Origin of the sequence: Pseudomonas sp. GM50, from assembly GCF_000282375.1 — a bacterium.
Classification (GTDB): Bacteria; Pseudomonadota; Gammaproteobacteria; order Pseudomonadales; family Pseudomonadaceae; genus Aquipseudomonas.
The window spans coordinates 27,331-41,794 of sequence record NZ_AKJK01000079.1; the positions used below are offsets into that span (position 1 = coordinate 27,331).

Below are 14,464 nucleotides of genomic sequence, written 5' to 3' on the forward strand. Positions count from 1 at the left end.
ACACTGTGCCCAATCTGTGAGATCTTCGCGCCATTGGCCCTTGCTGGAGTTGCTTGATGCTGTCACTGCTCACCGATCATCCGTTGTTCTGCGCGTTTATCCTGATTCTGATTGATCTGGTGTTGTGGCGTTTGATCGCAGCCAGCGGCAGCAATTGGAAACTGGCGGTGCGGCTGGTGATTTTCGCGCTGTTCAGCATGCTGCTGTTCAACGAAGGCTTGAACCCCATGGAGCCGGCGCCCTGGGCCGACAATGTGCCATTGCACCTGGCGGCGACCGGTTTGCAAATTGGCTGGTGGCTGTTCGGCGCGCGCACCCTGACGGTGTTGATCGGCGTGGGGATGATGCAACGGGTCGGGCACACCGGACGCTTGTTGCAGGATCTGCTCGGCGCAGTGATTTTCCTGATCGCGATCATCGCCGCCCTGGCGTACGTTCTCGATCTGCCAGTCAAAGGCGTGCTGGCAACGTCCGGCGCGTTGGCGATCATTGTCGGCCTGGCCTTGCAAAGCACCCTCAGCGACGTGTTCTCCGGGATCGTCCTGAACACAACCAAACCCTATCAACTGGATGACTGGATCTCCATCGACGGCACCGAAGGCCGGGTCATCGACATTGACTGGCGCGCCACGCGCCTGCAAACCGCGCAAGGCAGCATGGCGGTGATTCCCAACTCCCTGGCGGCCAAGGCCAAGATCATCAACTTCAGCCGGCCCAGTGACATTTTCGGGGTGTCGATCAGCTTGCAAGTGAGCCCCCATTCTCGTCCGCAAAAGGTGATCGATGCACTGGAGCGGGCCATGCAGGGCTGTCGCCTTCTGTTGAACAAACCAGCGGCGAGCGTGACGTTGAAAACCTCCTGCGGCACCGGCGCGGAATACGAAATCAGCGGTTTCGTGGTCTCTATGGATCAGAAGCGCGCGGTGCGCAATCAGCTGTTCGACTTGGCATTCCGGCACTTGCAGGCATCGGGTATCAACTTGCTGTCGAGCACCGAGCCCAACACGCCCGCTGCCCTGTCACGGCCGCTGGCACTGCTGGAAAGCTCGAGCATTTTCTCGACTCTGCGTCAGGAGGAGAAAGAAGCCTTCAGCCAGAACATGACCCTGCAAACCTTCCGCGCCGGGGAAATGATCTTGTCGGCGGGGGAGGTCAGCGATCATTTGTTCATCATCGAATCAGGCGTGGTATCGGTGGAGCTGAGCCGTGGCGGGGTCAAGTTCGAATCCGGGCGCATGGGCCCGGGAGAGGTGATTGGCGAGGCCGGGATACTGTCAGACTCGTCAGTGCCGGCGGACATCAGCGCCAAGACTTTTTGCAGTTTGTACCGGATCGAAAAGGAATACCTCAAACCGTGCCTGGAGGCGCGGCATGACATCAGCGAAGCGATGAAGACATTGCTCGATTTCCGTTTGCACAAGGCTCAGACCTTTGCTCAGGAAGTGCCGAAGGCAGTGGCGAAAAAGGGCTTTTTGCAGTGGTTGCGTAGCCACACTTGACACGCTGATTGCATTGGCGGGCGATGGGGCCTATCAGTCTTCGGTTGCTTGCGCTGGCTGGGTGTTGGCGTAGCGACGCAGGACATAGTAGAACGGCCGGCCATTCTGATAGACCAGGTTGACCGGCAGTTTCTCGATGTCAGCCCGGGACATCAATCGGTATTTCTGGCCGTCGTCCAGCACTGCTCCATGCCACGGTGTGCGCCAGATGTTGTCGCAATCCATCAGCTTGATGCCGATTTTTTTACTGTGCGGTGGCTGAGGGTGGATCGACAGGCGAATGGCTTCGGGAAACACTTCTTCCACCAATGCACTCCAGGCGTTACTGCGAATGATCACCTGATAGGCGAGCGCCTTGGATTCTTCTTTGAGTTTGTTTTTACTGCAGTCCGGTTTGCGGAATTTGAGATCGGTAAACATGAAGCGGTGAATGCCGTTAAACAGGTTGGCGGTTTCCGGATCGGTTTTAACGGCGGCCTTCAAGATTTCCAACGGACGACCGTAGAGTTCGACAAGTTGCTGGCGAATATGCTCGAAGTCATGGCTGTTGAAGTGGTCCTCAAGGTTGAACAGTTGAATGTTGTTCAGGTGATGCTCGTCCAGGATATGGCGTATGGCCTGTCCATAGTGGGTCACCTCTTCATCACGAACCCCCACGCAGTCAGAAAAGGCCCGACCGTCCGAGCAGATGATGATGTTCGCGCCGGGGGGATAGACTGCGGTGATTTTCAGGCACAACTCGTTGAGTTGCTGCAGGCTAAGGTGTTCGCCAAGGTCGGGAGCGGAGCCCAGGACCTTTGACAGATTGGGCGACTTGGCGGGGAAGGCGGGCAGAATAAAGCGGATGGGGGCGCCTTGCTCCATCGCGGCCACGATCTTGTGAATATGCAGTTGCAGGCAAACTTTGCAGGGGAACATCAGGCAACGGTCATGCTCCTCGGTCAGCCGGCGTTGTCGGTAGATAATTCTAAGAATACTTCTGGCTGTTTGTTCATGTTCAGGCAGTGGCAAAGAACTTGCGACAGGCAAGGGGTGGTCGGTATTCGAGTCCATTCGAATTTTTCCTTGTGAAAATATTTAAGTTTGATGAGACGAATTGCCTCTGGAGTGTAACGTTATTGATTTAGTTGGCGAGATGGGTCGGCACGGGGATTTGTTTTCGTTTATTACGCTTGAGGTGTTGTGTCGCTAGCGGGCGGCTGTTCATTGTTGCCAAGGCGTCCTGGCCTGGGTGCAATTAAGTGGCGTGGACCGAGATCTGGAAATTCTCAAGCCGCAGGTTGTTTTTTCACGGCGCCCAATGGCCTCCTCGACTTTTGCAATATTGGCTATTTGGCAGGTGGGCTCGGGGGATTAACGTAGCGTCAACCCCACCCACTGGAGTTCCACCATGCAACCTCGTATCGATTTCTATACAGCCTCCCCAGACGCCCTGAAAGCCATGATGGCCCTGGAAGCCGCCGTCTCGAAGCTGCCGCTGGAAAAGTCGCTGATCGAACTGGTCAAGCTGCGCGCTTCGCAGATCAATGGCTGCGCCTTCTGCATCGACATGCACACCGCCGATGCCATCAAGGGTGGGGAAACGCCACGCCGGCTATTTGCCGTGACGGCCTGGCGCGAGGCACCGTTCTTCACTGATCGTGAGCGCGCTGCGCTGGCCTGGACCGAATCCTTGACCCAACTGAGCCTGACCCACGCCCCGGACGAAGACTATGCGCTGCTCAGCGCCGAGTTCAGCCCCAAGGAAATGGTCGACCTGACCGTGGCGATTTCCACCATCAACAGCTGGAACCGCCTGGCCGTGGGTTTCCGCAAAATGCCTCAAGAGTAAGAATCGGGCTCAATGCGCATCAGCGCTCGGCGCGGCCGGTGGTTGTACCTTGCGCATCAAGGGCACCATCGCCGTGGCGAGGATGAAGCAGACCATGATCATCAAAAAGGCGTCGCCGTAGGTTTGCGTCTGCGCTTCGCGGTAGGTCAACAGCCACAGCTGACGCAGGCTGGCGGTGACGCCGGCGTCACCGCTCTGGCCGAGGGCGGCGAAGTTATGGCCGACCTGGGACAGCCACTGATTCAGCGCTTCGTTGGTGCTGTTGAGGTTCTCCGCCAACCTTGTGAAGTGCAGGTTGGTGCGGTCATTGAGGATCGTGGCGCACGCGGCGATACCCATCGCGCCGCCGAGGTTGCGCATCAGGTTGAACAACCCCGAAGCATGTTTGAGCCGCGCCGGTGCCAACCCGCCGAGGGTCAGGGTCACCGCCGGCGGCACTGCCAGTTGTTGAGCGATCCCGCGCAAGGCCTGCGGCAGCATCAACTCTTTAGCTCCCCAGTCATGGGTGATCGGGCTGAAATCCCACATCGACAAGGCGAACAGCCCAAGACCAGTCATCATGATCCAGCGCAGGTCGATACGGTTGGCCAGAAAGGCGTACAGCGGAATCGCCAGAATCTGGAACACCCCGGTGGAAAAAACCGCCAGGCCAATGTCCAGCGCACCGTAACCGCGCACCCGGCCGAGAAACAGTGGCGTCAGGTAAATCGTCGCGAACAGGCCGATCCCCGTGACGAATGAAAAGAAACAGCCGAGGGCGAAGTTGCGGTCTTTCAAGGCACGCAGATCGACAATCGGATTGGCCACGTGCAGGGTTCGACCAATGAAGGCCAATCCGGCCAGGCCGCTGATCCAGGCGGTGCTCAGAATCGTGTTGTCGCTGAACCAGTTCCAGCGCGGGCCTTCTTCGAGGGTGTATTCCAGGCAGCCGAGAAACACCGCCATGAACAGCATGCTCAGGTAGTCGGCGCCCTTGAGCAGCGACAATTCCGGCTGGTCGATTTTCACCAGCATCGGCACCGCCACCGCGACGAAAATCCCCGGCACCAGGTTGATGTAGAACAGCCAGTGCCAGGACGAAATGTCGGTGATCCAGCCACCGATCACCGGCCCCAGCGTTGGTGCCAGCGAGGCCACGGCGCCGATGGTCGCGGCGGCGATTACCCGTTGTTTGCCGGTGAAGAAAAAGAACGCGGTGGTGAACACTAGCGGGATCATTGAACCGCCAAGAAAGCCTTGCAGGGCACGGAAGGCGATCATGCTCTGGATGTTCCAGGCCGCGCCGCAGAGCAGGCTGGCCAAGGTGAAACCCACCGCCGAGGCGCAGAACAACCAACGGGTCGAGAACACCCGGGACAGCCAGCCCGACAGTGGGATCACGATGATTTCGGCGATCAGGTAACTGGTCTGCACCCACGCTGTTTCGTCGGTGCCGGCCGAGAGCCCGCCGCCGATGTCACGCAGCGACGCCGAGACGATCTGGATATCCAGCAGCGCAATGAACATGCCGATGCACATCGTGGCGAAGGCAAACACCTTGGTCGCCGTCGCCATGTTGGCGGCATTGAACGGCTGCGCGGGGGCGGCGAGGGCGCGGTTCATGGCGCGCTGGCCACGGTCGGGATTTCAGGTTCGGCGCGGGTGTCCACTTCAGCAGTCACCGACAGGCCGGGGCGCAGATGACCGAGCACGCCGTCGGCCGGGTCGAGCAGGATTCGCACCGGCACCCGCTGGACGATTTTGGTGAAATTGCCGGTAGCGTTTTCCGGTGGCAGCACGCTGAACTGCGAACCACTGGCCGGCGCGAGGCTGTCCAGATGACCGTGGAATTCACGTCCCTTGAGCACGTCCGCATGAACGATCACGCGCTGGCCTGGCGTCATCCGCGACAGCTGATCTTCCTTGAAATTGGCATCAACCCAGAGTCCGCTGGCCGGCACCACCGACAACAGCTGCGAACCGGCCTGAGCGTAAGCGCCGACCCGTGCCCGACGATTGCCGATCACGCCGTCGACGGGGGCTTTCAACTCGGTGTAACCGACGTTCAATTGCGCCAGATCACGCTCGGCCCGCGCCTGGATCAACGCGGCGCGCGCTTGCTGCTTCTGGGTTTCGATCACGTTCAATTGGCGTTGCGCGGCCAGCAGTTCGGCCTGGGCCCGGGCACTCTGCGCCTGTGCAGTCTTGAAGGTAGCGTCGGCCCGTTGCGCGCTTTCCACCGAGACGGCATTGCTGCCGACCAGTTTTTTGTAGCGCGCATTGTCATCCCGCGAACGGGCGGTTTCGGCGCCGGCGGCATCGATACCGGCGCGGGCCTGGCCGATCACTGCGTGTTGCAGTTGTTCGGTAGCGTCGAGGTTGGCGAGCAAGGCTTCTTCGGCAGCCACCGCACCTTCGGCCTTGGCCAGGTTGGCGCGATAGTCACGGGCGTCGAGCCGGATCAACACATCGCCAGCCTTGACCCTCTGGTTGTCGGTAACCAGCACTTCTTCGATATACCCCGCAACCTTCGGCCCGATCACCGTGACGTCGCCGCCGATGTAGGCATCGTCGGTTTCTTCGATGAAACGCCCGGCGGTCCACCAATGGGCTGCGTACAGCCCGATAACCACCAGGGCTGCGATGGCCGCGGTTAACAAGACCAACCGTTTGAGCAGGGGAGGCCTGGGTGGGTCCACCGCAACAGCAAGATCAGGTTCAAGGTTGGACATGCTGGTCATGGAGTAGTACCTGTGGGAAACGTAATCCTTATTACGGATGTAATATGACGCAGGTAATATTTAGTGACAATGGATTTCTGCTACCGATCGTCAGTTGGCGTCGGTGGAAAGAAACCTGACCAATTGTTTAAGAAATGTAAGCGTTGTAGGACGCGTCTTGCATTTGCGTAGGAACGATCTGACTATCACTCGCATTAATGGAGTGGCATTAAGCCATTTAATGACCGCAAGGATGTTGAGTGCCGTATTCGTTTTGCGCTGTTCCTCGTCGTAGTCCCACGCCTTGCACGCTGTTGTCGGCCTTGCTGCTGAGCCTGAGTGTTTCCTCGCTCAAGGCGGCCGAACCCTCCGCTCCAGGCCAGGAAGTGCTGCGCCAGCAGCAACAGCAACAGCGCGACTTGCAACAACTGCAACTGGAACAGCGTCGCCGACAACTGGAGCGCGGCAGTTTCGGTGCGGTGCCGGTCACGCCTGTCGTTCCTGCCACGGTGCCTGCCGATGAGCGCTGCTGGCCCCTGAGCGGAACGCGCATTGGTGGCGTGACGCTGATCAGCCGCCAGACACTCAATGAGCGAATCAAACCGCAGTTGTCGTCGTGCATGGGCGTCGGTCAGATCAACCATCTGCTGGCGACCATCACCGGCCTGTATGTCGAGGCGGGTTACATCGCCAGTCGGCCGTACCTGCGCAGCGCGCCAGCGGCGGGGCAGTCGCTGGATATCGTGGTCGATGAAGGCTACGTCGAGTCCATCGAACTGGCCGACCAGAGCCTGCCGGTGTCCTTGGGCGGTGCGTTTCCCGGAATGCTTGGCAAGCCGTTGAACCTGCGGGATCTGGAGCAAGGCCTGGATCAGTTGAACCGGCTGCGCTCCGTGGATTTGACCGCCGACATCGCCCCCGGCAGCCAGCCCGGCGCCTCACGGCTGATCCTGCGTTCGCGCACCCACGGGCAGTCGCGCTGGGCATTGGGCCTGGGCGTGGACAACCTCGGCAGCGCCAGCACCGGGCGCGATCGCGACACCTTGAACCTGAGCCTGGACAGCCCGCTGGAGCTCAACGATGTGCTCAATCTGAACGTCAGCGACACCCTCAATCAGGGCGACCGCTACAGTCGCAACGCCAGCCTGTACTACGCCATTCCCTACGGTTACTGGACCTATAGCCTGTTCGCCAGCCACGCCGAATACCGCGCGCCGTTTAAACTCAGCACGCTGACATTCCACAGCACCGGCATCACCGATCAACTGAGCCTGCGCGCCGACCGAGTGCTGTGGCGCGATCAAAGCCATCAACTGAGCGCCAATCTGCAACTGGCCCACAAGGACGTCGACAGTTACCTGGAAAACATTCGCCTGGGCATCCAGAGCCCGACCCTGACCGTGGCCGAAGCCGGGCTGAATCTGTTCTGGCTCAACAGCGCGGTGTGGAACCTGGACATCAATTACGCCCAGGGGCTGCGCTGGCTCGGTGCCGATGACGATGCCCAGCGTCAGGTCAACAACCTGCCCAAGGCGCAGTTTCGCAAATACCGCGCCGGCCTCAGCCAGTGGCGCAACGGCCAGTTCGGCCAGCAGGCCTGGCAATGGCAGAGCCAGTTCAACGTGCAATACAGCCCTGATCCGCTGCCGGCCATCGAGCAATTGCTGGGCACCGACGATTCCGCGGTGCGCGGCTATCGGGTCAGCAGTGCGTCCGGTGCCAGTGGCGCGATCTGGCGCAATACCTTGCGCCTGCCATTGCGCAGCGCGCTGCCAGTGCAGATCACCCCACGTTTGGGCCTGGACAATGGTTGGATCAAGGCCGACCACGGCGCTCAAGGGCAACGCCTGAGCGGCGCCAGCGCCGGGGTCAATCTGAACTGGAAAAACCTGCAAGTCGACGTCGATTACCAACGCAGCCTCAACACCCCCAGCGGTTTGCAACATGAGCCAGAGACCTGGCTGATGCGCGTGGGGTTGCAGATATGAACAGCGACAAACAGCCGTCGGACCTGAGCGCCACAGCCACGGCCAACAACTCAGCGCGCAACGTGATGCCGCACTTTAATTGAGAGGTTTTTATGCCTGCACAGACATTTGCGTTTCATCTTTCCCCTCGGGGCAAACTGCGCTGGGCGATTGCCAGCCTGTTCCTGATTGCTCACCTGCCCAATGCTTTGGCAGGGGGCGTAGTGGTCGCGCCAGGCCCCGGCGGCACCGCGCAATTGCAAACCCAGGGCGGCGTGCCCATCGTCAACATCGTTGCGCCTAATGGTTCCGGCCTGTCCCATAACCAGTTCCTGGACTACAACGTTGACCGTCAGGGCCTGGTGCTGAATAACGCGCTGCAAGCCGGGCAGTCGCAACTCGCCGGGCAACTGGCAGCCAACCCGCAATTCCAGGGCCAGGCCGCGAGCGTGATCCTCAATGAAGTGATCAGCCGCAACCCGTCGGCCCTCAACGGTGCCCAGGAAATCTTCGGTCGCGCCGCCGATTACGTGTTGGCCAACCCCAACGGGATTTCGGTGAACGGCGGCAGTTTCATCAACACCCCGAACGCCAATCTGGTGGTCGGTCGCCCCGAACTGAACGACGGCAAGCTGCAAGCCCTCAGTACCCGAGACGCCAGCGGCACCTTGCAGATTCAAGGTGCGGGCCTGCAAAACCGCGAAGGCTCGGTCAACCTGATCGCCCCACGCATCGACAGCCAGGGCCGGCTCAGTGCCCGGGATCAATTGAACCTCACCGTTGGCCGCAACCAGGTGGATTACGCCAGCGGCCAGGTTAAAACCGTGGACCCGGCCGGCAACACTCAAGACCAACGCATCGACGCCAGCCTGTTCGGTGCGATGCAGGCTGGGCGCATCAACATCGTCAGCACCGCTGAGGGCGCGGGCGTGCGGGTCGGCCCGGTACAGGTCGACGGTCGTGATGGCGTGCAGATTCGTTCCGCCGGTGACCTGAGTATCAACGGTCAGGCTGTTCCCGACAGCCTCGATGTGGTCCGTGCAGGCGTGCGCAGCAGTCAGGGCGATGTCGGTCTGCACAGCGGCAAGGACCTGCTGCTGGCTGCCGCCGACGTCAGTGGCCGTGACGTCAAGGTCGACGCCAAACGCAACCTGACCTTGACCACCGTCGAAAGCCGCAAGCTGCAAGAGAAGCGCGAAAACTGGAACAACAGCACCATCGGCATCACCTGGGAAACCTACGATCGGACCCAGACCGACAGCGATTCGCGCCAGCACGGCAGCCAGATTCTCGCCAGCCGTGACGCGCAGTTGTCGTCCGGTGCCAACACCGAACTCAAGGCGGCCAAGGTCGACGCTGCCAACACTCTCAGCGTCCAGAGCGGCGGCGATCTGCGCCTGACCGCCGCCACCGAAAGCCACACCCAGACCGATCAGGGCAACCACCGTAAACACCTGTGGAAGGCCAACTGGGACACCAGCAGCGAAGAGCAGCGCAGCATCACCACACAGTTGAAGGGCGGCAATATCGCTTTGGCCACGGCGGCGTTGTTACGTGCCGAGGGCGCGGAGTTGAGCAGCAAGGGTGATATCCAGCTCGCCGGCAAACAGGTCGAGATCACTAGCGCCAGCCGCACCCAGCGCAACAGCGACAACCGTTATTCCGGTGACTTGGTGGGCGGCGGTTTCTTCGGCAAGACCGGCGACGCGGATCAGGGCAAAACCCTGAACCAGGGCAGCAAGGTCAACGCCGGCGGCAAACTGATCGTCAAGGCCGACGATGTACGCATCAGCGGCAGTCAGGTGCGCGGCGGCAGCGAGGCCAGCGTGATCAGCGACAAAGGCTCGCTGATCATCGATGGCGTGCAAGACACCTCCCATGCCAATAGCCACGACAAGGACAGCAAGTTTTTCGGCATCACCAAGGATGAAACCCGTCTGAACGCCAAGGACAGCACCACGGTGCGCAGCGAGCTGACCTCCGACAGCAACCTCAAGCTCAAGAGCGCCAAAGACATCGAAGTGGCCGGCTCCACGGTCAAGGCTGGCGGCACCCTCAGCGCCGAGGCGGTGGGGGATATCAATGTGCATTCCGCACAGAACACCCATGAGTCCGGCAAAACCACCGAAACCCGTGGCTTCGATGCCTATGCCAAGGAAAACACCCCGGGCGCCGGGCAGTACCGCGCCGGCGTGCATTATGAAGACAAGCAGCAAACCGCGAGTACCCGTGATGTCAGCCAGCAAGGCTCCAGCCTCAGCGGCGCCAACGTGCAACTGGCGGCAGGCGGTGATCTGACCCTTAAAGGTGCCGAGGTCAAAGCCACAAACGGCGACGCGACCCTGAGCGGTAAAAACGTGTCGCTGCTGGCCGAGCAGGACAGCCACAGCACGTCGACGGACACCACCAGTACCAGCGGCGGCTTCTACTACACCGGCGGCCTCGATCGTGCCGGCAGCGGAGTGGACTTCACCCACAGCACGTCCCAGGACACCACGAACAAAACCATCGCACAAACCACCAACGTCCAAACCAGCGGCAACCTGAATATCAACACCGGCAAACTCACCACTGAAGGCGCGCGTCTTGATGCCGGCAAAGGTCTGGATGTCGCCGCCACCGAGGTCGACAATCGGGCCGCGAGCAACACCGACAGCAGCACTCATACAGAGAGCAACTGGTCGGCGGACATCGGTGCCAACGTCGAATACAAAGACATCGCCCGGCCGATCGCCAAAGCCGTCGAAGGCGTGCTGGACGGCAAGGTGCCGGACAAGGACGCACTGGCCAACCTCGGCCAGCCGAATGTCGGCATCGACGTGGCGATCGGTCATCAGAACGGCAGCCATACCGGGCAAAACAGCAACGCCGTGGTCAGCCAGTTCAAGGGTGGCACGGTGGACGTGAATGTCGCCGGCACGTTGCAGGATCAGGGCACTCAGTACCAGGCGAGTGCGGGCAAAGTGAACATCAGTGCCGACACGTTGGTGGCGAGCGCCGCGAGCAATACCCACAGCAGCACCGATCAGGCGCTGGATGCCAAGGCTGACGTGCGGGTCTACACCAAAACCGGTGAGGACGTGAACGTCGCCGGCAGTGGCGCGGGCGGCAGCAGCCAGACGCGCAAAGACAACTCCACCGCTGTGGTCGGCGGCTATGCCGGTAGCCAAGGCGTGAACATCAACCTGCGTAATGACGGCCAGTTTGAAGGCAGCCATTTCGATGGCGGGCAGGGCGGTGTTTCGATTAAAACCGGTGGTGAGCTGGCGTTGAATCAGGCCAATGACCGCCAGAGCAACGACAGCTCCAGCCTGCGTGGCAATGGTTCGCTGAGCGTCGGCACGGCCCCTGGCACCGACGGCACTAACGTCAACCTCGGCGCCGGTTTCCAGCTCGATCACAAAGGCAATCAAATTCAGGACAGCCAGGCTCGCGTGGCAAGTATCGAGGGCAAAGGCCCGGTGCAGTTGAGCAGCGGCGGCGACCAGGTCCTGCAAGGGACGACAGTCGATACCAACGGCGCCATCGACCTCAAGGCCGGCGGCAAACTCGACCTGCAAGCGGCCACCGACATCCATAGCGCCACCGGCAGCAATCTCGGTGGCGGTTTGAAGGTGGGCGGCAGCAAAACCAGCACCGAGAAAAGCCTCGATCAGGGCGGCAACCTGAGCGCCAATTTCAACATCGGCCGGGTCAATGAAAGCAGCCAGACCCTGACTGGCGGCAAGCTCAACAGCCAGGACAAGATCCAGCTCAGCGGCGATTCGATCCATCTGCAAGGCACTCAGGTCAGCGCGTCGAACGTTGCCCTTGATGCGCAGAACGGCGGGGTCTATCAGGAGTCGGCCCAGTCCACGCAAAACCGCACGAACTGGAACGTCGGCCTGAATGCCGGCGGTAATCTGAGCAACAGCACACCGACGGCCACCAACGAAAAAGACGTGGCCAAGAGTGATCATGGCTTCAATGCCGGGGCCAAGGTGGGCGTGGATTACCTGCAAGGCACGACTCAGCAGAACAGCCAGATCAAGGCTGACAGCGTGGTATTGGACAGCGCGGGCGATGCTCATCTTGCGGGCGCACGGATCGATGCGACGACGGTCAGTGGCAAGGTCGGTGGCGACCTGACCGTGGAAAGCCGTCAAGACAGCCAGACCAGCGCCAAGGTCGATGTTGACCTCGGTTTGACCGGCAAGAAAGCAGCGCCAGTCGACAAGGACAAAGTAGCCGACAACACTAAACCGGGCGGGACGGACTACAAGCCGACCCTGAAACTGGATGCCAGCTACGCCCATAAGGACAGCGTCAGCCAGGCCTCCGGCATCAACGGCACACAAGGCGTGAATCTCAAGGTTGGCGGTGCAACGCAATTGACCGGCGCACGGGTTGCTTCATCTGAAGGTCGTGTGGATTTAGCGGGCTCCAAGGTCAGCATTACCGACCTGAGCAACCGCGATTACGGGGTCAAGGCTGGACTCGATCTGCCAGAGAAACCGCAAACCGAGGGCAGTAAACCCGACGTTTCCGCCGCCGGGGAGCACAGTGTCAAACTCGGTCCCGTGACCGTGGGTGGTCATTACGATAGCCAATCGCTACAGGCCGGGATCGACGAGAAAAACATCTAAGCCCACATGCATCCCCCTGTGGGAGCGGGCTTGCTCGCGAAGGCGGTGGGTCAGTCGACATAGTGTTGCCTGATACACCGCCTTCGCGAGCAAGCCCGCTCCCACATTGGAGTACCGCCGTACACATATTTTGTGTTCACAGAAGATCTACTGTGGGATCACCTATTCTGATGGGACGAGGTTATCCAACGCTCGATTTACCCAGCAGGTGGAATGCATTGCTTCTGCTTAATAGGAAGCATTACTATTCACGCTTCCTCCCCACAGCACACCGCAATGACCCCCAAGCTGCCCCGCAGACACGGCTTTTTCGAGCATTACGAAGAGTTGATCGGCACCTGGACCCGTCGCCTGAGAAATCGTCAGCAGGCCGAGGACCTGGCCCACGACACCTTCGTGCGGGTGCTTGAGTCCGATTCGGCGGCGGTGCAACAACCTCGGGCGTATTTGCACCAGACCGCGCGCAACATTGCGGTGGACGGTTATCGGCGTGAGGACCGGCGCAGTGCCATGGAGTCCGAGGCGATCGATCACAGTGTGTCGTCGTCCGGCGACCCGGAGCATTTCATGCACGCGATCCAGTTGGCCGATTCCATTGAACGGGCGCTCACCGAGTTGCCGGTCAACTGCCGCAAGGTGTTTGTCTGGCAGAAGATCGAAGGTCTGACCCAGGCCGAAATCGCCGAACGCCTGGGGCTGTCCAAGAACATGGTGGAAAAGTATATGATCCGCACCCTGCGGCACCTCCGTGATCGCCTGGACGGGTTGCAACCATGATTCGCCGCGGCTTCTCATCCCCAGCCAAACAGGACTTTCCATGATGGATACTCGTGATTGTGCGTGCGGGCAAACAACGGTTCGCGACGACGCGGCGCGGTGGTTTGTGCGTTTGCAGGAACCTGCCGTCAATGCCGAAGACCGGCGAGCCTTCGAGATCTGGCGGGACGAACACCCTCAGCATCGCGACGAATATCAAATGCTCCAGAGCCTGTGGGCGGCGGCCGATCTGTTGCCGGCCAAGCGCTTGCACGCCTTGTGCGAGACCCCGCCGGCACGCCGCACACGTTATCCACGGGTGCGTTACGCGGTGGCCGCCAGTGTGTTGGCGGTGGCGCTCGGCCTGGGGCTGTTCAGTGGCTTGAACCATCCGGCGACCTACACGGCTGAATATTCCACGGCCCTTGGCGAGCGTCGTCATGTGGCGTTGCCGGACGGTTCGGTGATCGATCTGAACAGCCGCAGTAGGGTGCAGGTGCGCTATGAAAAAGATCGTCGCGGCATTGAGTTGACGCAAGGCGAGGCGATGTTCAGCGTCGAGCACGACAGCAGTCGACCGTTCGTGGTCGAGGCGGGCAGCGGCAAGGTTACGGTCACCGGCACCCGTTTCGACGTGCGTCGCGACAGCACCGAAACCCGCGTCGTAGTAGAGCAGGGCACGGTCAAGGTTCAAGGTAACGGCGCTGATTTCATCAGCCTCACCGCCGGCCTCGGCACTCGCGTCGATGCACTGGGGAAGGTGGCCGCCGCCTATACGGTCAACCCTGCAGAACTGACCGCATGGCGCAGCGGCAAACTGGTGTTCAACAATGCCAGCCTCAGCGAAGTGGCCGAAGAGGTGTCGCGCTATCGGCAAAAACCGCTGACGGTCGGCAGCGCCAAAGTGGGCAATCTGCGCCTGACCAGTGTGTTCAAATCCGACAACACCGACGCACTGCTCAAGGCCTTGCCGAGCATTCTGCCGGTGGCCATACGGACCCTCGATGACGGCAGTCAGGAAATAATTGCCCGATAGATTCAGGTTTTTTTCGAGTTCTTCGTCTACTTGTCCAACTGCAACTGGTTT

At 60.5% G+C, this 14,464-nt stretch carries 9 protein-coding genes; 6 read left to right on the forward strand and 3 right to left on the reverse strand.

Translation table 11 applies throughout. The features are described 5' to 3' along the window. Window positions 1-56 precede the first annotated feature (56 nt). Window positions 57-1,499 (forward strand): mechanosensitive ion channel family protein, encoded by a 1,443-nt coding sequence (locus PMI30_RS10275; RefSeq protein ID WP_008011498.1) that lies wholly within the window; start codon window positions 57-59, stop codon window positions 1,497-1,499. Window positions 1,500-1,532: 33 nt separating this feature from the next. Here the strand turns inward: PMI30_RS10275 and PMI30_RS10270 are convergent, their stop codons facing one another. After that, window positions 1,533-2,417 carry an isocyanide synthase family protein gene (locus tag PMI30_RS10270; RefSeq protein ID WP_238542003.1) on the reverse strand — a complete coding sequence of 295 codons (885 nt, stop codon included), beginning with the start codon at window positions 2,415-2,417 and terminating at the stop codon, window positions 1,533-1,535. 472 nt (window positions 2,418-2,889) lie between these two features. Between PMI30_RS10270 and PMI30_RS10265 the strand changes: the two genes are divergently transcribed. Further along, entirely contained in the window at window positions 2,890-3,330 is a 441-nt protein-coding gene (locus PMI30_RS10265) for a carboxymuconolactone decarboxylase family protein (protein WP_008011502.1), read from the forward strand. Window positions 3,331-3,339: 9 nt separating this feature from the next. On the opposite strand, the gene PMI30_RS10260 is transcribed toward PMI30_RS10265, so the two are convergent. Further along, window positions 3,340-4,932 carry a DHA2 family efflux MFS transporter permease subunit gene (locus PMI30_RS10260; protein WP_008011504.1) on the reverse strand — a complete coding sequence of 531 codons (1,593 nt, stop codon included), beginning with the start codon at window positions 4,930-4,932 and terminating at the stop codon, window positions 3,340-3,342. Next, a complete protein-coding gene (locus PMI30_RS10255; RefSeq protein WP_008011506.1) occupies window positions 4,929-6,050 on the reverse strand; it encodes an HlyD family secretion protein in 1,122 nt (373 codons plus the stop codon). The genes PMI30_RS10260 and PMI30_RS10255 overlap by 4 nt, the downstream gene beginning before the upstream one ends. Before the next feature lie 239 nt (window positions 6,051-6,289). Between PMI30_RS10255 and PMI30_RS10250 the strand changes: the two genes are divergently transcribed. From PMI30_RS10250 to PMI30_RS10235, 4 genes are all read left to right on the forward strand, one after another. Further along, window positions 6,290-8,017 (forward strand): ShlB/FhaC/HecB family hemolysin secretion/activation protein, encoded by a 1,728-nt coding sequence (locus PMI30_RS10250; protein ID WP_008011508.1) that lies wholly within the window; start codon window positions 6,290-6,292, stop codon window positions 8,015-8,017. 92 nt (window positions 8,018-8,109) lie between these two features. Beyond that, window positions 8,110-12,621, forward strand: a complete 4,512-nt coding sequence (locus PMI30_RS10245) for a hemagglutinin repeat-containing protein (RefSeq protein ID WP_008011510.1) — start codon at window positions 8,110-8,112, stop codon at window positions 12,619-12,621. Between the two features lie 276 nt (window positions 12,622-12,897). Beyond that, the gene (locus PMI30_RS10240) at window positions 12,898-13,398 is read left to right on the forward strand and encodes a sigma-70 family RNA polymerase sigma factor (RefSeq protein ID WP_032835720.1); all 501 of its coding nucleotides are present in this window, start codon (window positions 12,898-12,900) and stop codon (window positions 13,396-13,398) included. A 40-nt stretch (window positions 13,399-13,438) separates the two neighbouring features. Next, window positions 13,439-14,413: a FecR family protein gene (locus tag PMI30_RS10235; protein ID WP_008011514.1), complete on the forward strand. Its 975-nt coding sequence runs from the start codon at window positions 13,439-13,441 to the stop codon at window positions 14,411-14,413. Window positions 14,414-14,464 lie beyond the last annotated feature (51 nt).

Excerpts from the sequence above, each read along its gene's own strand:
- PMI30_RS10275 (WP_008011498.1), top strand. The coding sequence starts at position 57 with ATGCTGTCACTGCTCACCGATCATCCGTTGTTCTGCGCGTTTATCCTG.
- PMI30_RS10270 (WP_238542003.1), bottom strand. The coding sequence starts at position 2,417 with ATGTTCCCCTGCAAAGTTTGCCTGCAACTGCATATTCACAAGATCGTG.
- PMI30_RS10265 (WP_008011502.1), top strand. The coding sequence starts at position 2,890 with ATGCAACCTCGTATCGATTTCTATACAGCCTCCCCAGACGCCCTGAAA.
- PMI30_RS10260 (WP_008011504.1), bottom strand. The coding sequence starts at position 4,932 with ATGAACCGCGCCCTCGCCGCCCCCGCGCAGCCGTTCAATGCCGCCAAC.
- PMI30_RS10255 (WP_008011506.1), bottom strand. The coding sequence starts at position 6,050 with ATGACCAGCATGTCCAACCTTGAACCTGATCTTGCTGTTGCGGTGGAC.
- PMI30_RS10245 (WP_008011510.1), top strand. The coding sequence starts at position 8,110 with ATGCCTGCACAGACATTTGCGTTTCATCTTTCCCCTCGGGGCAAACTG.
- PMI30_RS10240 (WP_032835720.1), top strand. The coding sequence starts at position 12,898 with ATGACCCCCAAGCTGCCCCGCAGACACGGCTTTTTCGAGCATTACGAA.
- PMI30_RS10235 (WP_008011514.1), top strand. The coding sequence starts at position 13,439 with ATGATGGATACTCGTGATTGTGCGTGCGGGCAAACAACGGTTCGCGAC.